The 20888-nt window shown below is 36.6% G+C and carries 19 protein-coding genes; 10 read left to right on the top strand and 9 right to left on the bottom strand.

Annotation, left to right across the window (positions count from 1 at the left end):
* Positions 1–13: 13 nt before the first annotated feature.
* Genes F1847_RS02545 through metK form a run of 3 tightly spaced genes read right to left on the bottom strand, consistent with a single transcriptional unit; the run spans position 14 to position 3115 of the window.
* Positions 14–667 carry a riboflavin synthase gene (locus F1847_RS02545; protein ID WP_150071541.1) on the bottom strand — a complete coding sequence of 218 codons (654 nt, stop codon included), beginning with the start codon at positions 665–667 and terminating at the stop codon, positions 14–16.
* A 3-nt stretch (positions 668–670) separates the two neighbouring features.
* Entirely contained in the window at positions 671–1927 is a 1257-nt protein-coding gene (gene ahcY / locus F1847_RS02550) for an adenosylhomocysteinase (protein WP_150071542.1), read from the bottom strand.
* Between the two features lie 24 nt (positions 1928–1951).
* Entirely contained in the window at positions 1952–3115 is a 1164-nt protein-coding gene (metK, locus tag F1847_RS02555; RefSeq protein ID WP_150071543.1) for a methionine adenosyltransferase, read from the bottom strand.
* 183 nt (positions 3116–3298) lie between these two features.
* On the opposite strand from metK, the gene alaS reads away from it, so the two are divergent.
* From alaS to lgt, 4 genes are read left to right on the top strand one after another with little or no spacing between them, the layout of a single operon-like run.
* On the top strand, positions 3299–5896 hold the full coding sequence (gene alaS, locus F1847_RS02560) for an alanine--tRNA ligase (protein WP_150071544.1): 2598 nt from the start codon (positions 3299–3301) through the stop codon (positions 5894–5896).
* 2 nt (positions 5897–5898) lie between these two features.
* Entirely contained in the window at positions 5899–6597 is a 699-nt protein-coding gene (locus F1847_RS02565; protein WP_150071545.1) for a hypothetical protein, read from the top strand.
* Positions 6563–7201: an endonuclease III gene (nth, locus tag F1847_RS02570; RefSeq protein WP_150071546.1), complete on the top strand. Its 639-nt coding sequence runs from the start codon at positions 6563–6565 to the stop codon at positions 7199–7201. The genes F1847_RS02565 and nth overlap by 35 nt, the downstream gene beginning before the upstream one ends.
* Positions 7179–7970, top strand: coding sequence for a prolipoprotein diacylglyceryl transferase (gene lgt, locus F1847_RS02575; RefSeq protein ID WP_150071547.1), 792 nt, complete (start codon positions 7179–7181; stop codon positions 7968–7970). Before nth ends, lgt begins: the two co-directional genes overlap by 23 nt.
* Here lgt and F1847_RS02580 read toward each other — a convergent pair.
* From F1847_RS02580 to F1847_RS02590, 3 genes are read right to left on the bottom strand one after another with little or no spacing between them, the layout of a single operon-like run.
* Positions 7935–8753: a prephenate dehydrogenase/arogenate dehydrogenase family protein gene (locus F1847_RS02580; protein ID WP_150071548.1), complete on the bottom strand. Its 819-nt coding sequence runs from the start codon at positions 8751–8753 to the stop codon at positions 7935–7937. The genes lgt and F1847_RS02580 overlap by 36 nt on opposite strands.
* Positions 8754–8774: 21 nt before the next feature.
* Complete coding sequence (recG, locus tag F1847_RS02585; RefSeq protein ID WP_240702834.1) at positions 8775–11207, bottom strand: ATP-dependent DNA helicase RecG; 2433 nt, start codon at positions 11205–11207, stop codon at positions 8775–8777.
* Between the two features lie 32 nt (positions 11208–11239).
* On the bottom strand, positions 11240–12097 hold the full coding sequence (locus F1847_RS02590; protein ID WP_150071550.1) for a glycosyltransferase: 858 nt from the start codon (positions 12095–12097) through the stop codon (positions 11240–11242).
* Between the two features lie 39 nt (positions 12098–12136).
* Here F1847_RS02590 and F1847_RS02595 point away from each other — a divergent pair, with 39 nt between their 5' ends.
* Positions 12137–13459, top strand: a complete 1323-nt coding sequence (locus F1847_RS02595) for a nitrogen regulation protein NR(II) (RefSeq protein ID WP_150071551.1) — start codon at positions 12137–12139, stop codon at positions 13457–13459.
* Positions 13429–14784 carry a sigma-54 dependent transcriptional regulator gene (locus F1847_RS02600; protein ID WP_150071552.1) on the top strand — a complete coding sequence of 452 codons (1356 nt, stop codon included), beginning with the start codon at positions 13429–13431 and terminating at the stop codon, positions 14782–14784. The genes F1847_RS02595 and F1847_RS02600 overlap by 31 nt, the downstream gene beginning before the upstream one ends.
* 4 nt (positions 14785–14788) lie before the next feature.
* Here the strand turns inward: F1847_RS02600 and F1847_RS02605 are convergent, their stop codons facing one another.
* Complete coding sequence (locus tag F1847_RS02605) at positions 14789–15145, bottom strand: hypothetical protein (RefSeq protein ID WP_150071553.1); 357 nt, start codon at positions 15143–15145, stop codon at positions 14789–14791.
* Positions 15146–15314: 169 nt separating this feature from the next.
* On the bottom strand, positions 15315–16655 hold the full coding sequence (gene miaB / locus F1847_RS02610; protein WP_150071554.1) for a tRNA (N6-isopentenyl adenosine(37)-C2)-methylthiotransferase MiaB: 1341 nt from the start codon (positions 16653–16655) through the stop codon (positions 15315–15317).
* A 62-nt stretch (positions 16656–16717) separates the two neighbouring features.
* On the opposite strand from miaB, the gene F1847_RS02615 reads away from it, so the two are divergent.
* Genes F1847_RS02615 through F1847_RS02630 form a run of 4 tightly spaced genes read left to right on the top strand, consistent with a single transcriptional unit; the run spans position 16718 to position 20288 of the window.
* Positions 16718–17452, top strand: a complete 735-nt coding sequence (locus F1847_RS02615) for a creatininase family protein (protein ID WP_150071555.1) — start codon at positions 16718–16720, stop codon at positions 17450–17452.
* Complete coding sequence (gene rtcA / locus F1847_RS02620) at positions 17440–18495, top strand: RNA 3'-terminal phosphate cyclase (protein WP_150071556.1); 1056 nt, start codon at positions 17440–17442, stop codon at positions 18493–18495. Before F1847_RS02615 ends, rtcA begins: the two co-directional genes overlap by 13 nt.
* The gene (locus F1847_RS02625; RefSeq protein WP_150071557.1) at positions 18473–19636 is read left to right on the top strand and encodes an RNA ligase; all 1164 of its coding nucleotides are present in this window, start codon (positions 18473–18475) and stop codon (positions 19634–19636) included. Before rtcA ends, F1847_RS02625 begins: the two co-directional genes overlap by 23 nt.
* A gap of 1 nt (position 19637) precedes the next feature.
* Complete coding sequence (locus tag F1847_RS02630; RefSeq protein WP_240702874.1) at positions 19638–20288, top strand: bifunctional precorrin-2 dehydrogenase/sirohydrochlorin ferrochelatase; 651 nt, start codon at positions 19638–19640, stop codon at positions 20286–20288.
* On the opposite strand, the gene F1847_RS02635 is transcribed toward F1847_RS02630, so the two are convergent.
* The gene (locus tag F1847_RS02635; protein ID WP_150071559.1) at positions 20257–20832 is read right to left on the bottom strand and encodes an NUDIX domain-containing protein; all 576 of its coding nucleotides are present in this window, start codon (positions 20830–20832) and stop codon (positions 20257–20259) included. The two genes, F1847_RS02630 and F1847_RS02635, sit on opposite strands and share 32 nt — an antisense overlap.
* Positions 20833–20888 lie beyond the last annotated feature (56 nt).

Below are 20888 nucleotides of genomic sequence, written 5' to 3' on the forward strand. Positions count from 1 at the left end.
AGAGGTTATAAAATCAAAAAAATCCATGTTGTTTGAGAAACTCTATAGAAAGTTGAGAACTTTTTTCTGCCTTTTTTAGATAGGGAGAAAGCCATTTGTGCACCATTTTAGCTATCATATCTATCTCTATATTAATCAAATCTCCGGGCTTTAGGCGTTTTAAAGTAGTTACCTGATAAGTATGAGGGATAATCATAAGCTCAAAGGAATTTTCTATTACTTTGTTTATAGTAAGACTAATCCCGTCTACAGCAATAGACCCTTTTTCTATTAAATAAACCGCCAAAGTCTCAGGTATTTCTATCAAAAATCTGTAAAACTCTCCTAAAGGATTGACGGTTAAAACTTTACCTATGCCGTCTACATGGCCGGAAACAAGGTGTCCTCCTAACCTATCTCCTAAGCGGAGGGATCGTTCTAAATTAACCCAGTCTCCTTGTCTTTTGTATTTAAAGGTGGTTCGGTTTAAGGTCTCTGGAGAAACATGGGCTTTAAAGGTTTTATCTTTGACTTCGATAGCAGTTAAACATACCCCGTTTACCGCAATGCTATCGCCTATTTTAACATCGGTTATATCAAAAGGGGGTTGAATTTCGATAGTAAGCCCTCCCTTCTCAGGGAGAAGGGAGGTAATCTTACCTTCTCCTTCTATTAGTCCGGTAAACAAGTTTTAGGTTCCCTCTTCCCAAGAGGTAAGATATTTTTGTTGTTCTGGGGTAAGGGTATCTATTTTAATACCCATGGCTTCCAGTTTAAGTCTGGCAACCTCTTTGTCGATTTCCTCTGGCACAGAATAAACTGTTTTCTGAAGATTATGATGGTTCTTGACGATATATTCTACAGACAATGCCTGATTGGCAAAACTCATGTCCATTACCCCTGAAGGATGGCCTTCAGCAGAGGCTAAGTTTACCAACCTTCCTTGAGAAAGGACATAAATTCTTTTTCCATTGATTAAGGTGTATTCTTCTACCTCTTTTCTGACGGTTCTTATTTGGTTGGAGATTTCTTTTAATGAGTTAAGGTCTATTTCTACGTCAAAATGGCCTGAATTGCAGACGATGGCTCCGTCTTTCATTTTTAAGAAATGTTCCTTTCGTATTACCGATTTATTGCCTGTAACCGTACAGAAAAAATCTCCTATTTCAGCGGCTTCATCTAAAGGCATTACCAAATAGCCTTCCATCACAGCTTCTAAAGCTTTAAGTGGGTCTACTTCTGTCACCACTACCCTTGCCCCCATTCCTCTGGCTCTCATGGCAAGTCCTTTTCCGCACCAACCAAAACCACAAACCACAAAAACAGCTCCCGCAAGCAGTCGATTGGTAGCCCTCAAAATCCCGTCGAGGGTTGACTGTCCTGTGCCATAACGATTATCAAACAGGTGTTTTGTTAAGGCATCGTTTACTGCAATAATGGGGTATTTGAGAAGACCATCTTTAGCCATAGCTTTAAGTCTGATAACTCCGGTGGTGGTTTCTTCTGTACCTCCCCAAACTTTTTCAGCTTGGTCTTGTCTTTCTTTGTGAAGAGTGCTTACCAGGTCTGCACCATCGTCTATGGTAATTTGAGGGTTTTGGTTAAGCACTGCGTTTATGTGAGAGTAATAAGTATCTCTATCTTCGCCTCTGATAGCAAAGACAGGAATTTCAAAATATTTTACTAAGGCAGCAGCTACTTCATCTTTGGTAGAAAGAGGGTTAGAAGCACATAAAAACACCTCAGCTCCGCCTTCTTTTAAAGTCCTTACCAAATTAGCGGTTTCTGTGGTTACATGTAAGCATGCACCTATTCTGACCCCTTTTAAGGGTTTTTCTTTGGCAAACCTTTCTCTTATCTGCCTTAAAACAGGCATGTCCATTTCAGCCCATTCTATAAGCCTTAGTCCTTCGTCTGCTAAACTTAGGTCTTTCACATGATATTCCATCAGCAGTTATCCTCCTTAAATCAGTTATTTATCAAAACCAGCAAGTTCTTTAATCTTTTCTACCATATCTAATTTTTCCCAAGTAAACTCAGGCTCATTTCTACCGAAATGTCCATAACAAGCTGTTTTTCTAAAAATAGGCCTTCTTAGGTTAAGGTATTCTATCATGTGCTTAGGCCTAAAATTAAAAAGGGTATTGATGATGTCTAAAATTTTTTCTACAGGAATGTTTTCAGTTCCATAAGTGTTGACGTTTATCGCTAAAGGTTCTGGTACACCTATGGCGTAAGCTACCTGTACTTCAAGTTCCTTAGCTACTCCCGCTGCTACCAAATTTTTAGCTACATATCTTCCGTAATAAGAAGGTGTTCTGTCTACTTTTGTTGGGTCTTTTCCAGAAAAAGCACCTCCTCCATGATGCCCTCTTCCCCCGTAGGTGTCTACAATGATTTTTCTTCCTGTCATACCACAGTCAGCTAAAGGTCCTCCTATTACAAACCTTCCTGTTCCGTTTATGATGATTTTGGTATCTGGTCTTAAATGTTCGGGGACTATAACTTTTTTGATTACTTCTTCTGTAATGGCTTCTCTCAATTCTTTTAAAGTAACCGTAGGGTCATGCTGGGCTGCGATAACGATAGTGTGTACGTCTACCGGTTTTCTCGCTTCATACCGGACAGTTACCTGAGTTTTACCGTCTGGCCTTAAAAAGGGAAGAATGCCTTTTTTTCTTACTTCAGCAAGCCTCATGGCCAATCTATGGGCATACCAAATAGGCATAGGCATGAAATCAGGTGTTTCGTCACAAGCATACCCAAACATAAGTCCTTGGTCTCCGGCGCCTATCTCTCCGTCTCTGTCAACTCCCATAGCAATGTCTGGGCTTTGTCTATCTATACTAATAAGTACCGCACAGGTCTGGTAGTCAAAACCTAAGTCAGAATGGTTATATCCTATCTCTTTTACTACCCCACGGGCTATGGTAGGATAGTCAATCCGAGCTTCAGTAGTAATCTCCCCAGCAATAAGTATCATACCTGTGTTTACTAAGGTTTCGCAAGCTACCCTAGCATAGGGATCTTTTTCTAAGATAGCGTCTAAAATAGCGTCTGAAATTTGATCCGCTACCTTATCAGGATGGCCTTCGGTAACCGATTCAGAAGTAAACAAAAAGTTTTGTACAAGCATAGTATACCTCCTACATAAAGTGATTAACTTTGAAGAAAAATTTACTATATCTTTAAAATAAAGCAAGAATAAAGAAAAATTTTTTGATATTTTATTGAAAATTGCTGAAAAACTTCTAAAATAAAACTTCTAAAAAAACCTTAAAGGTTAAGCTATGTTTAAAAGTTAAGATGGGGTGAGAAGATGAAAGGTTCTGAAATAAGAGAGAAATTTTTACGATTTTTTAGGGAAAGAGGTCATGAGGTTGTCCCAAGCTCACCTTTAGTTCCTGTAGACGACCCAACCCTTCTTTTTACCAACGCAGGGATGGTTCAGTTTAAAAAGGTTTTTTTAGGAGAAGAGACTAGACCTTATAAGAGGGCTACTTCATGTCAGAAATGCATGAGGGCAGGAGGAAAACATAACGACCTGGAAAACGTAGGCTACACTGCAAGACACCATACCTTTTTTGAGATGCTGGGTAACTTTTCTTTTGGGGATTATTTTAAAAAGGAGGCCATAGCTTATGCTTGGGAATTTATTACTCAGGTTTTAGGGCTTCCTAAGGATAGAATATACGTTACTGTTTATAAAGAAGATGACGAGGCGGCAGATTTATGGAAGAGTATAACAGGATTTTCTGAAGATAGGATTATAAGACTTGGAGAAAAAGATAATTTTTGGATGATGGGAGATACCGGTCCTTGTGGGCCTTGCTCAGAAATCATCTTTGATCAAGGAGAGAGTTTTGGTTGTGGTTCCCCTCAATGTGGTCCTGGGTGTGATTGTGATCGTTTCCTGGAAATTTGGAATTTGGTTTTTATGCAGTATGAAAGAAACGAGAAGGGAGAATTAAAGCCCCTTCCCAAAGGTTGTATAGACACAGGTATGGGGCTTGAAAGAATAACCGCTGTCCTTCAAGGCTTATCTTCTAACTATGAGACTGACCTTTTTAAAGGAATTATGGATAAAATAGCCGAAATTACCGGGAGGGGTTTTAAAGACAGTAAGGACACTGAGGTAGCTTTTAGGGTTATAGCAGACCATATAAGAGCTGCTACCTTTCTCTTAGCTGAAGGAATAGTCCCTTCTAACGAAGGAAGAGGCTATGTTTTGAGAAGGGTCATCCGCAGGGCAGAGAGATTTGGTCGTCTTTTAGGTTTAAAAGAACCTTTTTTATATAAAATAGTTCCTGCAGTAGTATCAGAATATAATTCCGTCTATCCAGAGGTCTTACAAAACCAGGAGTTTGCAGAAAAGGTTATCAAGTTTGAAGAAGAAAAATTTTTAGAAACCCTGGAGGTGGGTCTTAACATCCTTGCAAGAGAAGTGGAGAAGCTTAAAGAAAAGGGAAGTAAGGTTATCCCTGGAGAACTTATTTTTAAACTATACGATACCTATGGTTTTCCTTATGATTTAGTAAGAGACTATGCTATAGGGATAGGTTTTAATTTAGATATTGAAGGGTTTGAGAAGTTAAGAGAAAAGGCAAGAGAGGAAAGCAGAAAAACCTGGAAAGGAACCCTTGAAAAACTGCCTGAAATTATAAAAGAAAAGGTAAAAGAGGGCTTGCAAACCCTTTTTATAGGGTATGATACCTTAGAAACTTCAGCCAAAATTTTAGTCTTAAAAGAAGACCAAGGGTTTTATTACCTAATTACTAACCTTACTCCTTTTTATCCAGAAGGCGGTGGTCAGGTTTATGACCAAGGATGGGTGATAGGTAAAGAGGGAAGGGCGCAGGTTTTAGAGGTCTATAAGGTAGGAGAACTTATCTACCATAAGATTAAGCCAGTTCAAGGAATGCTTAAAGAAAACGAAGAGGTTTGGTTAAAGGTAGATGCAGAAAGAAGAGCCCATATTGCCAGACATCATACAGCTACCCATCTCTTACATGCAGCCTTAAGAAAGGTTATAGGAAGTCATGTAAAACAAGCTGGTTCGTTAGTAGAAGAAGAACGCTTAAGGTTTGATTTTACCCATTTTTCTGGTTTGACCCAGGAAGAAATAACCCAGGTAGAGGAGCTTATCAATCGATGGGTATTAGAAAACCATCCTATAGAGTTTATGTGGGTTAGTCGTGAAGAAGCAGAGGCTATGGGAGCAATAGCCCTTTTTGAGGAAAAATATCAGGATATCGTAAGGGTGGTTAAAATCGATGAAATTTCTATGGAGCTTTGCGGAGGAACCCATGTTAAACATACAGGAGATATAGGTTTAGTAAAAATCGTTTCAGAAAGCAGTGTAGCCTCAGGAATAAGACGAATAGAGGCTGTAGCTGGGATGAAAGCCTATCAATGGGTTAAAAACCAAGAAAAACGGATTACCACCCTTGCCGATCTTCTTAAAACCTCTCCTAAAGAATTAGAAAAAAAGATAGAAGGTCTTTTAAAACTTATTGACGAACAAGAAAAAGAGCTTAGACGTCTTAAGAGTTTCGACTTAAAGCAAGACTTGGAAAAGAAACTTTCTGAGGTAGAAGAGGTAGGCGGGATTAAAATTTTGGTAACCTCATTTAAGACTGAAAAGATGGAAGACCTAAGAGAAATAGGTGATTGGTTTAAGAACAAATTAGGTTCTTGTGTAGTTTTGTTGATAGGAGAAAAGGAAAAAGGGGCTTTAGCCCTTTGTATGGTTACCAAGGACTTGGGAGAAAAATATCCAGCTTCTAAAATTTTTAAGGTTTTACAACCTTTTGGGCTTAAAGGAGGTGGAAAAGAACTTCTTGCACAGGGAAGTTTTAATGAAATTCCTGATATAAACCAGATTAAAGCAGAGATAAAAAAAGAGGTTTTAAAGTAGAGATGGGGTTTTATACCTTAGAATGGATAAAAGGGGTGTTTCAAAAATTTGTGGAGAGTGAAGGCAGTTTTTTTCTCGAAGAAAAGGAAGTAGGGTTTGGACCTCAACACTTCTTCTTAGCTTTAGTTCATATCTATCGAAAACAGGACCTCCCTGAAATCTTTAAAAACTTAGGGGTCAGTTTGGAAGAATTAGAAAACCTTTTTAATCATCAAGAATTTGATTTCATGTACTTGGTAGACCTTTTACGCAAAGAATTTTCCTTTTGGTTTCGTGAAGTCTTACTTCATAGGGACTTTAAAGAAGAAAACCTTTTGAGGATAGCTTGGGAGTTTTTACTTTTAGAGGAACAACTTAGGAAACAAGTGCAGATACCCCTTCTTGATAGATTGAAAAAACTTGTTCTTGAGGCTGAAGAAATTTTAGAAAAAGGCTCCTCTTTAGAGGGTTTTAACCAAAAACAATTTTTACGTTTACTTAAGTTTTTTGATGCTGTAGAAACCTTAGAAAGGTCTTTGACCGAAAGATTGGTTAATCGAGCTAAAGAGGTAGAACAAAAATTAAACCTTGGGTTTCAAGGTTTAACCTTTTCACTCTCTGACGAAGAAAAAAAAGCTTATCACCAAAAACTTATACAAGGGCTTATAGAAATAGGAGGCAAGTCTAATGGACCTTTACCAAAAAGTAAGGTTAATCGTTAAAAAACTTAAAGAGGCCTATCCAGAGGCTAAGATAGCCCTTAAATTTGAAAACCCTTTACAACTTTTGGTAGCTACCATTCTTTCTGCACAATGTACTGATGAAAGGGTAAACGAAGTGACAGAAAAGCTATTTAAAAAATATCGAACAGCCGAAGACTTTGCTAATGCTTCATTAGAGGAGTTAGCCGAAGACATTAAAAGCACAGGATTTTATCAGCAAAAGGCAAAGTATATAAAAGAGGCTTGCCGGATTATAGTAGAAAAACACAACGGTGAAGTTCCTAAAACCATGGAGGAGCTTTTAGAATTCCCAGGTGTTGCTAGAAAAACGGCTAACATCGTGCTGGCTAATGCTTATGGAATAGTAGAAGGTATCCCGGTTGATACCCACGTAAGAAGGCTTTCACAAAGACTTGGTTTAGTGAAGTCTAATCAGCCAGAAAAAATAGAAAAAGAATTGATGGAAATAGTGCCTAAGGAAGAATGGTTTATTTTTCCTCATTTGTTGCAGGCCCATGGAAGAAAGGTATGTTTAGCCAGAAAACCTAAATGTGAGAAATGTGTTATCAAGGAGCTTTGTGATGCTTATACATCCGCAAATTGATCCGGTTATTTTTAAAATAGGTCCTTTTGAGGCACGTTGGTATGGGTTGATGTATGTAATCAGTTTTTTTTGTGTATTAATGTTAACCAGGTATCAACTAAAAGAAAGAGCCCTTACCAATCTTTATCCTTTTTTAGAAAACCTCCTTTTTTACAGTTTTTTAGGACTGATAATAGGTGCCAGGTTAGGTTTTTGTTTTTTTTACTATCCTGATTATTTTTTAACCCATCCTTGGGAGATTATCGCGGTGTGGAAAGGAGGCATGTCCTTTCACGGAGGTTTAATAGGAGGGTTGTTAACCGGATATGTGTATGTTAAAAGCAAAGGGCAATCCTTTTTGTGGTGGGCTGATTTAATAGCTGTTTGCGCTCCTATCGGACTTTTTTTTGGAAGGATAGGAAATTTTATCAACGGAGAGATTTACGGAAAGCCCACCTCTTTACCTTGGGGTATGGTTTTTCCTGAAGGCGGTCCTGTTCCAAGGCATCCGGTACAGGTTTATGAGGGGTTGGTAACCGGACTGTTATTATTCCTTTTCCTCTGGAGTTTGAGAAAAAGAGATTGGGCTCCAGGAACAAAATTTGCCATTTTTATGATAAGTTATGGGATATTAAGGTTTTTGTTTGAGTTTTTAAGAGAGCCTGCTCAAAGCTTTGACCTTATTTTCGGTTGGATGACGATGGGACAGGTTCTTTGCTTGGGGATGATAGCCGCAGGAGGTCTATTACTTTATTTAGTTAAGAGACAGGGGTTTCAAAAGGTTTTCTAATTCCTTAGCTAAAGCTTTAACCTCCTTAAAGTTTGTCTCAAAAAGGGTTTGTGCTTGGTCAGAATTAAGGACCTTGATTAGCTTTTGGCACTGTTTATAAAAGAGATTCCTAAACCTTTTCCCGTAAGGGTTATCCAGTTGAATCTTTCCATAAAGCTTTTCGTCTTGATAGGCTAACCTCTGTAAAATTTCAAGCTGTTTTAAAAAACTGGGGGTGGCCAGAGATACTATTTCTTCAAGAGTAAAACCTGACTGCTTGATTAGGTTTCCTAAAAGAATTAACCAAAAATGGTTTAACACCTGTACCAAACCCATAATCTGGTCATGCTTCTTAGGGGGTATTTTTACTAATTTTAATCCTTCTTCACACATAACTTGGCTAAACCATTTTAACAAGTTTTTTCCTCTTATCGGAAAATAGGCGATGGTTTTGCCTTTTAACGAGGGTTCATAGGGACCAAAAAGCGGATGGGTAGCCAACACCTCAGGTTTTTTAAGTAAGCTCCTCATTACTTTATACGGCTCCAATTTTAGCGAACACACATCCAAAACCCAATGTTTTTCAGTAGTTAAGTTTGCTATTTCTTCTACTACTTGGGGAAAAACAGACATCGGCACAGAGAGGATGATAACCTTAGTTTCTTTTAAGAGGCTACGGTTATCAAGTTTGGTGTTTTTATCTGAAATAAGGACCTCATAACCCTTTTTTTGAAAAAACCTGGTAAAGAACTCACCCATTTTCCCCTTTCCACCGATGATACCTATCTTAAAGTTGTCATCCATTTTAAAACTCCTTCTTTAAATTTAAGCTATTTCAGAAAGTTTTAACCTTTCTTCCCACCTTCTGATCAATTCCTCTTTAAGGATGGGATGTTGTATAAGCTCAGGGTCTTTTTCTATTAAAGAAAAGGCGTCTTCTCTTGCCCATAAAAGGATCTGATAATCTTTTATCAGATCAGCCTTTTTGAATTCAAGATATCCAGACTGTTTGGTTCCTAAAAAGTCTCCAGGTCCTCTAAGTTTTAGGTCTTCTTCTGCTATTTTAAACCCGTCGTTGGTTTGACAGAGTATCTGTAAACGCCTGAAAGCTTCACTTTCCATAGAAATTTTATAAGCTATCAAAAAGCAATAGGACTGGTCTTCCCCTCTTCCCACCCTTCCTCTTAGTTGATGAAGTTGAGATAATCCAAACCTTTCAGCATGTTCTATCACCATCACCGTAGCGTTAGGTACATCTACCCCCACTTCTACCACGGTGGTAGAAATCAAAACATCGATTTCCTTCCTTTTAAACTGATGCATAACCCTTTCTTTTTCTAAGGAGCTCATTTTTCCGTGTAGAATACCTACCTTAAAATCTGGAAAAACTTTGCTCTGTAGTTCTTCCCCATAGGTAGTAACCGCTTTAAGGTCAAGCTTTTCTGATTCTTCTATCAGAGGAAGGATAACATAGGCCTGGTGTCCTTTCCTTAATTCTTCTTTAACGGCTTCATAGGCTTTGTGTTTGTTGTACTCTAAAAACAGTTTGGTTATGATGGGCTTTCTTCCTTTAGGCATCTCATCTATTATAGAAAGGTCTAAATCCCCGTAAATGGTAAGTCCTAAGGTCCGGGGAATGGGGGTAGCGGTCATCACTAAAGTATCAGGGGTTACTCCTTTTGCCTTTTCACGTAAAGCCGCCCTTTGTAATACCCCAAACCGGTGTTGTTCGTCTATGATAACCAGTCCTAATTTCTTAAACTCAACCTTTTCTTGGAAAAGGGCATGGGTTCCTATCACAAAATCTATAAAACCTGTAGTTAATCCGTGATAAATCTCTCTTTTTTTGGCAGGGGTAATACCTCCCGAAAGTAGGGCTACGTTTACCCCCATAAGTTGAGCATAACGTCTAAAGTTATGATAGTGTTGTTCAGCTAATATTTCTGTAGGGGCCATCATCGCTACTTGATATCCGTTTTCTATGGCTATAAGGGCTGCTATAAAGGCTATGACCGTTTTTCCGCATCCCACATCCCCTTGTAAAAGTCGGTTCATCGGCAGACCGCTTGCCATGTCCCTTCTAATTTCTTCTAAAACCCTCTTTTGGGCAGAGGTAAGCTCAAAAGGAAGTTTAGCTAAAAAGGACCTTACCTTTTCTCCGTCGGTTTTAAAAGAAATACCTTTTTCTTTTTTAACCTTGCCTTTTTTAAAGGCAAGAGCCAGCTCTAAGAAAAAGAACTCGTCATAAGCAAGGCTTTTGTGATAAATACTTTCTTCTTTTTTAAGTAGAGAAAGGTTTTCTTCGTTCTCAGGAAAGTGCAGGTTTTTAATGGCTACATTAAGCGGTAAAAGTTTTCTTTTTTTAAAAAAACTTCTTGGGATAAAATTTTCTAAAAGATCTGCATACTCTTCTACTGCATTTTTTATGATTTTTCTAATCTGTCTTTCGCTAAGTCCTTCTACTGAGGAATAAATCGGAACTATTTTTCCTAATTCTAACTCAAGTTTTTCTTCTTCTCCCTCTGGAATGATTTCAGGATGAACCATTTCGATAGTTCTACCAAACCTTGTGACTTCTCCTACTGCGTAAAAATTTTTACCAGGACGTAAAAGGTTTTTTAAATAAAATTCGTTAAAATTAAACCAACGCAAGGTGATAAAACCTGTGCCGTCAGTGAGGGAAGCTTCAAATACTTTTCTTTTTGAAGTATAGGCAATTCCACTTTTAATTACTTCTCCAAAAATTACGGCTTTTTGTCCTTCCTTTAAGTCTGAGATAGGGATTAATCGCCTACGGTCTTCGTAATCTCTTGGCAAGAAAAACAACAAGTCCTCTATCGTGTGAATTTCTTTTTTAGCCAGCTTTTTAGCTACTTTAGGACCTACACCTTTTAAGAACTGCACCGATTTTTTTAACTCTTCTTTAGCCTTTCTGTATTCCTCTAAAGAAAGTTTGGGCTCTTGATAAACCTCTAAGGAAATTTCCTTTAAAGGTTCTTCGTTTTTAGAAGGTTCTTTTCTCGAAAAACCTAAGGAGATAGCAACCTCAAGCAGAACTTTTATTCTTTCTTTTTTCTCTTCTAAAGAAGCCTCGTCTAATCCTTTACAAAGACTTAAAAGTCTATCTTTATGTCCCTCAAACTCTTGGGGAATCCTTTCTATTAAGGCTAAAAGTGTTTTACCTAAATCTTTTATTTTATGTAGATTTTGAAATTGGTTTTTAGAGGCAAATTCTAAGGGTTTTACAAAATTTAGCAACCAATCTTCTTTTGTGAGTGTTTTATCTTCTCTCATAAGGCTTTAAAAGGGCTAAACACTAAATCTTTAAAAGTTTCTTCAAAAAGTTTTTGCAATCTAAAGGCATGTTTTAAGTTTCCATGTTTTAAAGCACCTTGATAAAAGATGTTAAACTTTTTTTTGGCTTCTGCCAAGAGGATAAGTTTTTGTTCTAAACTTAAATCTTTTGATTGATTTTTAAAGAGTTTTATTAAAGCTAAAGTTCTGTAATAATCAAGCCCCTTGGTTGCAGAAAGCTGGTCGTCCCTTCCTCCGCTTTTGATTACTAAAGGTTTAGGGATCAATCCTACAGGGTATTTTACCGCTACCCTTAACCAAAACTCATAGTCTTCGCATACCCAAAAATCCTCATCAAAAAGCCCTATCTCTTCAAAAAGTTCTTTTTTTATCAAAACCGTAGAAATGGAAACCACACATAACTTAACCGCTCTTTCGAAAAACCACCCTTCAGCTTTTTTATGGATTTTTTTAGGATTAATCCTTTTCTCCCCTTTATACCAGATTTCTTCAGTCTGAACTATTTTATAATTGGGATTTTTTTCAAAAAAGGCTAATTGTTCTTCAAGTTTGGTAGGGACAAAAAGGTCGTCACTGTCTAAAAAAGCGATGTAGCTACCTTTAGCATGGAAAAGTCCTCGGTTTCTTGCATGGGCTACTCCTTTTCTGGGTTTTCTTACATAAACCACAGGATACTGAGTAATAAGTTTAGGTGTTAAGTCTGTTGATCCATCGTCAACTACGATGATTTCTAAGTTTTTAAAGGTCTGGTTTAGTACACTTTCTACTGCTTTAAACAGAATGTAAGCCCGATTATAAGTAGGAATGATTACGCTTATTAAGGGGTGTTTCATCGGGTTAAATTATACCCTTATTTTAGGAGATTGACAAAGTTGTGGTATATTAAACTTGAGATGAAAAGGTTAAAGCAAGTTTTAGGTCAAACAAGCTTTAAGTCTGTGTTGATTTTATGGGTGGTGTTGGTTTTGGCTATTGCTACCCTCTTTTTAAGTGCTGTTTTTTCTTATAAAAATTCAAAGGTTTTAGCTCAAAAAGCCCTTGAAGACCAGGCGATGATGATAGCTATTACCCTTCAAGGTGTTATGACCTACACTAACCTTGAGGAGATGAACTACAATGCCTTTTTAAACATCATTCTAAGTCAAAACTGGGAAAACCTTGAGTTTATCATGCTATATGATGAAGACGGAGACATTATCCTTCATTCTAATCCAGAATTGATAGGCTACAGGTTAGCTCCTGAAGAAATAAACTTTATCAAAAATTGTAAACTTCCCTATTATCGTTTTTATTTAGACCAAGAAGATGAAGCTTTAAACCAAAAAATATTTATCGCGGATTTTAACTTTTATACTCAGAAGTATAACCTTTATCTTAGGGTAGGGTTAAACATAGCTACTTTTTCTTTTATCATAAAAAGGGCACAATTTTTATTTTCTCTTAAGATGTTAGCCTGTTTAGGCCTTTTGATTGCAGGTTTCATAGGTACTAAGTTTCTTATTGGTTATGAACGCATGCAGCTTAAGATGAAAGAGTTAGAAAGCATCTCCACGATGGCAAAGATTTTATCGCACGAGATAAGGAACCCTTTAGGAAGTATTAAAGGTTTTTCTCAGTATTTAAGGGAAAAAATTCCAGACCCAAGTTTTAGTAGATATTTAGAGATTATTTTTAGAGAGGCTTTAAGGATAGAAAGGTTAACCGATGAGTTAATCCTTTATGTCAATCCAGTTAAAGTGGAACCTAAAAATTTTAACCTTAAAGAGTTGATAGAAGAGGTTTGGTTTAGCTTTAAAGATAAATACCCTCAGGTAGAGTTAAAGTTTTTTACTCAAGGAGAAAATTTTGAAGTAGTGACCGACCCTGATAAAATTAAAGAAATAGTGGTAAATTTAATACAAAACGCCCTTGATGCTGTATTAGAAACCAACCAAGAGAAAAAAGAGGTTAAAATAGAAGTTGAAGATTATGGTGAAAGTTTAAGGGTTAGAGTAGTGGATAACGGTCCAGGTATGGATGAAGATACCTTAAAAAAGGCTTTTGATCCCTTTTTTACTACTAAACCTAAAGGTTCAGGTTTAGGTTTGGCTATAGTAGAAAAACTTTGTGAGGCAATGAAGATAAAAATTAACCTTCAAACCCAAAAAGGGGAAGGAACAAGTATATGGTTAGAAATCCCAAGGTTTTTATCTTAGAGGATGACCTTTCTTTTGCTACCCTTTTAGAAGTTTTGCTTAAGGAAAAGGGTTATCAGGTGGAAACCTGTGAAGACCCTGAGGTTGCTTTGAAAAGGGTGGTTGATTTTAGTCCCGACCTTATCATTACTGACTTAAGGCTTCCTAAAATGAGCGGTATAGAGTTTATCGAAAGAGTAAAGGCACTTTTACCAGATACCCTTTTTTTGGTGATAACGGCTTATGCTACGGTAAGTTCAGCAGTAGAGGCTATGAAAAAAGGGGCGGTAGATTATATTACCAAACCCCTGGGGAGTCCTGAAGAGTTCTTAAGTTTAGTTCAAAACCTTTTATTCAAAAAATCTCAAAAGGAAACCTTCGAAGAAGAGCAGGAAGAACTTCCTCCTTTAGAAATACTTTTTTTAGATATAGAAGATGTATACGAAAAAGTGATAAAAGTGGCTCCTACCGATATTACCGTTACTTTATATGGTGAGACAGGCACCGGAAAATCTTTGATAGCCAGAGTAATCCATCGATTAAGCAAAAGACCAGGTAGGTTTGTAGAGGTAAACTGTGCAGCCATTCCCGAAACTTTGATAGAATCTGAACTTTTTGGGTATGAGAAAGGAGCTTTTACCGGGGCCTTAAAAACCAAACCAGGTAAAATAGAGACAGCTAAGGACGGAACGTTGTTTTTAGACGAAATTTCTGAGATGAACCTTACGGTTCAGGCTAAGTTTTTAACCTTTTTGCAAAATAAAACCTTCGAAAGGTTAGGGGGTCTGGCTCCTATCAAGGCTAACGTCAGGTTTATCACTGCTACCAACCAAGATTTGGTAAAGTTGGTTAAAGAAGGTAAGTTTAGGGAGGACCTTTTTTTTAGAATAAACGTGTTTCCTATCGAGATTAAACCTTTGAGAGAAAGAAAAGAGGCTATCTTGAAAATCGCTGAATATATTATCCAAAAGTTAGCTCAAAGGTTACAAAAAGACCCTTTACCCTTAAGCCAAAGGTTAAAGGAGTTTTTGTTAAACTATCCTTTCCCAGGTAATATAAGAGAACTTGAAAACCTATTAGAAAGAGCTTTTGTGATGGCAACAGGAAAAGAGATAGATTTAGACCAACCTGTTATTCCTTTAAACATAAACCACAAACCTTTAGTAGAAAAAGATATGTCTTCTAAAGAGGTAATAGACCTTAGGTCTTTAGAAAAAAACGCTATCATAGAGGCTTTAAAGAAAACAAAGGGTAACAAAAAGGAAGCAGCTAAACTTTTAGGTATTTCTTTAAGAACTCTTTATTATAAAATAAAAGAATACAACCTTAAAATCGAAGGAGAGTAAGTTTTTACCATCCGCAAAGTTTTCTAAAATTTAGACCTTTCCTTGGACCATAAGGTAGACCTTTCTCATATGCCTTTTTTTGGATTTCAACCCTAAGCCTTTGGATTTCCATTTCTTTTTGTAAAATAGCCTCCCAGTTAGGAGGATTTTGACCCCACAAATTAAGCACTTCAGAAGAAAGTTGCCATTGTTTTTGCCATAAAGGTTGTATTTCTTGGCAAAATTCTTTAACCTTACTCGGATTAACATTAGGAGGATAATATTTACCTCCTACCATACCTTCTTTTTTACCCCAAGATATTCCTGAAATTAACAATCCAAAAAGACTAATAAACCCAAAAACTTTAACTAAAGTTTTCATAAATTACCTCCTCACTTAATCGGTTTACAATATAGCAAAAAAAATGCCTAAAAATTATTTCCAAAAAATTTTATTAAAAGGTTGCGAAAAAAGAGATAGCTTAAATAAATACCAAACTTAAGTTTGCAAAAATTGCAAATTTTGTAAAGTTTTATAAAAATTACAAAATTTATTTTAAGGTTTGAAGGTAAATCCCTTTTAAGGAGTGTTTTCCTGCTTCCTCTATTTTGACTTTTACCAACCTCCCTTTAAGGTTAAGTCTTGGGGCTGAAAAGTTTACTATCACGTTGGTGGTGGTGCGTCCCATAAGTTTATCTTTAGACTTTGAGCTAAAACCTTCTACCAGCACATCTACTTCTTTTCCTACATATTCTTGATAGATTTCTTCAGTAATGGTTTTTTGTAATTTCTGAACCGCCTCAAGCCTTCTTTCTTTTTCCTCTTCAGGTACTTTATCTGTAAAGTTTTTAGCAGCCGTAAACGGACGGTCTGAATACTTAAAAGAAAAAATTTCATGGTATCTTACTATTTTTAGCATCTCTAAGGTTTCTTCAAAGTCTTCTTCTCGTTCTCCTGGAAAACCTACGATGATATCTGTGGTTAGAGCAATGTCAGGAATTAGTGCTTTAAGTTTAGCTACCTTTTCTAAATATTCTTCTTTAGTATATTTACGGTTCATCTTTTTTAACACTCTGTTTGAACCTGCTTGGAGAGGAAGATGGAGATGATGACATATTTTAGGATTTTCAGCCATGGTTTTTATCAAACGGTCTGAAAGGTCTTTAGGATGACTGGTGGTAAACCTTATCCTCCAAAGTCCTTCTATCTGTGAGATAAGGTTTAATAGTTCCGAAAAATCAGGATAACCTGTTTCTTTAAGGCCGTAAGAGTTTACGTTTTGTCCTAAAAGAGTTATCTCTCTTACCCCTAAATCTACCAACCTTTTTATTTCTTCGATAATTTCCTCTGGAGGTCTACTGGTTTCTCTTCCCCTTACATAAGGGACGATACAATAGGAGCAAAAGTTATCACATCCTTGCATGATGGTTACAAAAGCAGTAACTCTTTCCGGGTCCTTTATTAAACTTTCTTCTGGAAGGACCAAAGGAGGTTTAAAATTTGGGTTTAATTCAGTTAATACTATAGGGTTAGGGTTTTTTGGGAGTTGTTCTAATACTTCTTTTATTCGATAAAAACTTTGGGTGCCAAGTGCAAAGTCTATATAAGGAAGTCTGACGAGCAAGTTCTCTCCTTCTTGTTGAGCCACACATCCCATAACCCCTATAAGAAGCTGAGGTTTTTTCTTTTTTAAGGATTTATATCTTCCTACTTCACTATAAACTTTATGTTGAGGTTTTTCTCTTACAGAGCAAGTATTTATTATGATAAGGTCTGCTTCTTCTGGATTGTCAGTAGGTATATATTCATCCTTTAAAAGAAAAAGCACTTTTTCCGTATCGTTTTCGTTCATTTGACAGCCGAAAGTTTTTACATAAACCCTTTTTTTCATAGCAAATTTAATTATAATTCAAAATTAGGGAATTTTAATATTTTTTTAAAAGGTTTTAGAAAATGTTGATGGAAGAAATAACCTCTGTAGCCTTTGAAAAGGCTAAAAAAGAAGTAAAAACAGTTATTTTCCCTGTAGGTTCTGTGGAAGCTCACGGACCTCATCTACCTTTAGCTACTGACCTTTATACTATCTATGAGGTCTGTAAAAAAGTATCTCAGAAAAAGAAGGTACTGATAGCCCCGCCTCTTTACTATGGGCTTTGTAGAAGTACCGGCTCTCTTCCGGGGACAATCAGTCTTACAGGAGAAGTTCTGAAAAAATTGATGTTTAACCTTTTTCATCAGTTTTATCTTGCTGGTTTTAAAAACTTTATGGTTCTTTCTGGGCATGCCGGGGGCACCCACAATGCCTATTTAATAGACGCAGCCGAGTCTTTTATATCAATAGTACCTTATTGCAATTTTTTTGTAGCAGATATTTTTCAGTTGCTTAAACCCTGTTTAAAAGAACTTGGTATCCCAGAAGAAGATTCTCATGCAGGAGAATGGGAAACTTCTCTTATGCTTTATTTAAGACCAGATTTAGTCAAAGAAGGAGGTTTTGAAGACTACCCTAAGTTTCCTAAGTTTAGAATAGTTTCGGACAAAGAAAAATATTGGAGTACTGGAATATGGGGTGATCCAAGAAAAGCTTCTTTAGAAAAGGGGAAACAGATGGTGGACTGGTTGGTACAATTTTTGATAAAAGAAATCGAAAAGATGGAACAGGAACTTGAGGAAAAATGCTTTTTATAGATGGCGCTTACGGAGAAGGAGGAGGTCAAGTTTTAAGGACCGCTTTGTCTCTTTCGGTAATAACCGGAAAGCCTTTTAAGATTTTTAACTTAAGAGCTAATAGACCTAAACCAGGACTTCAACCTCAACATTTAGCCTGTGTAAAAGCTACAGCGCATTTAGCAGAGGCAGAAGTAAAAGGTGATATCTTAGGTTCTCAGGAATTAACCTTTATTCCTAAAAAACTTCCAGAAAGAAGTTGCTATCGGTTTAACATAGGAACAGCCGGTTCTACTTTGCTTTTGTTTCAGACAGTGCTTTATCCCTTAAGTTTAAGTAAAGGAGGAGAGGTTTTAATAGAAGGAGGCACTCATGTGCCTTTTAGCCCCTGTTATCATTACATCAAAGAGGTTTTTTTACCTACAGTAAAACTTTTAGGATTGGAAGGAGACCTTTCCCTTGAGTCCTATGGTTTTTATCCAGCAGGAGGAGGAAGAATAAAGGCTGTGGTTAAGCCCTGGGAAAGATTTTCTTTACCCAAACTACCAGAAAGCTTTATTCCTGGAGAGATTAGCGTTTACAGCATAGTTTCTGAAAGACTACCTTTTCATATCGTTGAAAGGCAACTAAACGGAGCATTAACAGAATTAGAAGGTTTTGAGAAAGTTTCAGTCTATAAAGAAAGAGTAAAGGCTAAATCTGACGGAACCTTTGTGTTTTTAGGGGCTACAGATCAAGAAAAGATCTTACATGCAGGTTTTACTGAGTTAGGTAAAAAGGGCTATCCAGCAGAAGAGGTAGGGAAAAAGGTGGGAAAAGAATGGAAAAATTTTTTGAGCACCAAAGCTCAGTTTGAAGAACATTTAGCAGACCAGGTTTTGATACCTTTAAGCTTAGTCTTTTTAAAAGTTCAACCTTCCGAGTTCTTTGAATTTTCTGTAGCTAAGATTACCAAACATCTTCTTACCCAAGCTTGGTTAATTCCTAAGTTTTTTCCAGAATTAAAAATTATTGTTGAAGGAAAAGAAGGAGAAAAAGGATATGTTAACCTTTACTTGGGATGAAAAAGAAGTAAAGCAATATCTTGTTGATTGTTGGAAAAACAACATAGAACTTAAAAGATACCCTTTAGAAGAATGGGAAAAGGGTTTACAAAACGGAAAAATCGTTTTTTTTGCCTGGAAGGACCAAGGTTTTTTTAGGATGAATAAGGATTTTAAAAACTTTCCTATGGGAACTTTTTTTAACGATAAAGTTTTGGTTAGGGGTTATCCTCAAATTCCTCGAGTTTATGTGTTAAAGACAGGATTGGTAAGATATATGACTTCTGATTTTTATGCTGAGGAAAAGGTAGAAGGATACAACGTAAGACTTTTTAAAATAGGAGACGAAATTTTAGCTTTTACTCGGAGGGGATATGTTTGTCCCTTTGCTACAGACCGTTGGGAAGATTTTTTACCGAACCTTCCTGAATTTTTTGAAAAGCATCCGAATTTGGTGATTTGTGCAGAAGTAGCAGGTCCAGAAAATCCTTTTGTAAGCGAATATCCTGCATATATCAAAGAAGATGTTAATTATTTTGTTTTTGATTTTATGAAAACAGGTAGAGGCGGTTTTCTTACTCAAAAAGAAAAACTAAAACTGCTTGAGATTTATGGCTTTAACTCCCCAGAAATCTATGGCCCTTTTAACCCTACGGAGGATTACGAAAACATAAAAGAACTTATAAGACGTTATCATCAAGAAAAAAGAGAGGGGGTAGTTTTTAAGTCTGAAGACGGAACATGTAGGATTAAATATGTGACCCCATTTTCTAATCTGGAAGATTTGAGGGTAGTTTTTCCCTATTTAGGTGAGATAGATCCACATTTTATTTATCTAAGGTTGATAAGACTTGCTTTAAATCTTTATGAATTTGAAGAATTTAAAGAAGAGGTTTATAATAAATTACCGGCTAACCTGTTTGAGGAGGTTTTACGGTTTTTTAAAAAAAATCAGGTGGTTAGCGAGACCTTTAGGGTAAGGTTTAAGAAAGAAAACAGTTATTTGGCTATGCTTGCTCATTTTAGGGCAGCTAAATTAAACATTGAGGTCAAACAAGTAGTCAGAGAAAAAGGATATTTAAAGGTTGAGTTTGTAAAACTATATCCTAAGTCTACGCAATTTTGGAGGTCTAAACTTGAGGGATGGGGAGAGGTTGACTAACGTGTATTTTCCTATTTTTCTAAATTTAGAAGGGAAACTTTGTGTAGTTATAGGTGGAGGAAAGGTTGGAGAAAGAAAGGTTAGGTCTTTATTAGAGGCTAAAGCATTAATTAAACTTGTTTCTCCTGAGGCAACCCCTGCGCTTCAAAAATTAGCAGAGGAAGGACAGATAATCTGGGAAAGAAGAGGATATCAACCAGGAGACCTTGAAGGAGCCTGGTTGGTGGTAGCCGCTACCAACGATCCTTTAGTCCAGAAATCTATCTACCAAGAAGCAAACGATAAAAGGGTATTTTGTAACATAGTAGATGTGCCTGAGTTTTGCAGTTTTATCGTGCCATCAGTTATTAAAAGAGGAAGTTTAACCATAGCTATCTCTACTTCTGGTGCAAGTCCTGCAGTAGCAAGAAGGATAAGAGAGGGCTTAGAACTCCAGTTTGGCTTAGAATATGAGGTTTATTTAAAACTTATGGAAAATTTAAGAAAACAAATCCTTGGGTTGAATCTTTCTCCTAAAGAAAAAGAGGAAAAACTACATAGGCTTGCTATAGCCCCTATACCTCAATATATAAGAGATGGAGACTTAAACCTTTTGAAGGTGATTATTGAGAAAGAAGGACTTATTTTCCCTTCAGAGTTTTTTGGGTCATAACCTTCCAATAAAGCTTCCATAGTATTTTAAAAGAATGAGTAAAATCTTCTGGGTTTTTTTGAACCCATCGGTCTACAACTTCTAAAGAGAAAAAATTCCCAGTTTCTATTTCTAAGGGATTGGGCTTAGGTATTTTATTGGTAATACCGGTAAAAAGAACTAAACAGTCTGTTTCGTTATTGGTATCCTTAGGGGCAATACGAAGCACTTCTTCTAATTTAGTTCGGATAGAAAGCTCTTCTTTAAGCTCTCTTTGGGCTGTGGTTAAAAAACTTTCTCCTACAAGCACATGTCCCGAAGCAGAAGAAGTCCATAACCCTGGATTTTCCTCTACCATTTTAGATTTTTTTTGGAGATATATTTCTCCTTGCTTGTTAAACAGAAAGATGTGTACTGTTTTATGAAAATAACTTTTTTGATGGATTTCCTCTCGTTTTAAGATGGTAATAGGGTTGCAGTTTTCATCTACAGCCTCCAACAGTTCTCTTCTACGGCTTTCAGGGGTCTCTTTAGGTTTCCTTCCTTTTTTAGATTTTTCATTCATTTTATAATATATACCTTTTTAATTATATTTAAAAGTATAAATATTACAGAAAAATA

The sequence above is a fragment of the Thermodesulfobacterium sp. TA1 genome, assembly GCF_008630935.1.
In the GTDB taxonomy this organism is placed as follows: domain Bacteria; phylum Desulfobacterota; class Thermodesulfobacteria; order Thermodesulfobacteriales; family Thermodesulfobacteriaceae; genus Thermodesulfobacterium.

Bases quoted from the DNA above. Each gene is read 5' to 3' on its own strand.
- alaS (WP_150071544.1), top strand. From the start codon at position 3,299: ATGAAAGGTTCTGAAATAAGAGAGAAATTTTTACGATTTTTTAGGGAA.
- rtcA (WP_150071556.1), top strand. From the start codon at position 17,440: ATGCTTTTTATAGATGGCGCTTACGGAGAAGGAGGAGGTCAAGTTTTA.
- metK (WP_150071543.1), bottom strand. From the start codon at position 3,115: ATGCTTGTACAAAACTTTTTGTTTACTTCTGAATCGGTTACCGAAGGC.
- F1847_RS02565 (WP_150071545.1), top strand. From the start codon at position 5,899: ATGGGGTTTTATACCTTAGAATGGATAAAAGGGGTGTTTCAAAAATTT.
- F1847_RS02590 (WP_150071550.1), bottom strand. From the start codon at position 12,097: ATGAAACACCCCTTAATAAGCGTAATCATTCCTACTTATAATCGGGCT.
- F1847_RS02600 (WP_150071552.1), top strand. From the start codon at position 13,429: ATGGTTAGAAATCCCAAGGTTTTTATCTTAGAGGATGACCTTTCTTTT.
- F1847_RS02615 (WP_150071555.1), top strand. From the start codon at position 16,718: ATGTTGATGGAAGAAATAACCTCTGTAGCCTTTGAAAAGGCTAAAAAA.
- F1847_RS02580 (WP_150071548.1), bottom strand. From the start codon at position 8,753: ATGGATGACAACTTTAAGATAGGTATCATCGGTGGAAAGGGGAAAATG.
- F1847_RS02605 (WP_150071553.1), bottom strand. From the start codon at position 15,145: ATGAAAACTTTAGTTAAAGTTTTTGGGTTTATTAGTCTTTTTGGATTG.
- ahcY (WP_150071542.1), bottom strand. From the start codon at position 1,927: ATGGAATATCATGTGAAAGACCTAAGTTTAGCAGACGAAGGACTAAGG.
- F1847_RS02625 (WP_150071557.1), top strand. From the start codon at position 18,473: ATGTTAACCTTTACTTGGGATGAAAAAGAAGTAAAGCAATATCTTGTT.
- F1847_RS02635 (WP_150071559.1), bottom strand. From the start codon at position 20,832: ATGAATGAAAAATCTAAAAAAGGAAGGAAACCTAAAGAGACCCCTGAA.
- nth (WP_150071546.1), top strand. From the start codon at position 6,563: ATGGACCTTTACCAAAAAGTAAGGTTAATCGTTAAAAAACTTAAAGAG.
- lgt (WP_150071547.1), top strand. From the start codon at position 7,179: ATGCTTATACATCCGCAAATTGATCCGGTTATTTTTAAAATAGGTCCT.
- miaB (WP_150071554.1), bottom strand. From the start codon at position 16,655: ATGAAAAAAAGGGTTTATGTAAAAACTTTCGGCTGTCAAATGAACGAA.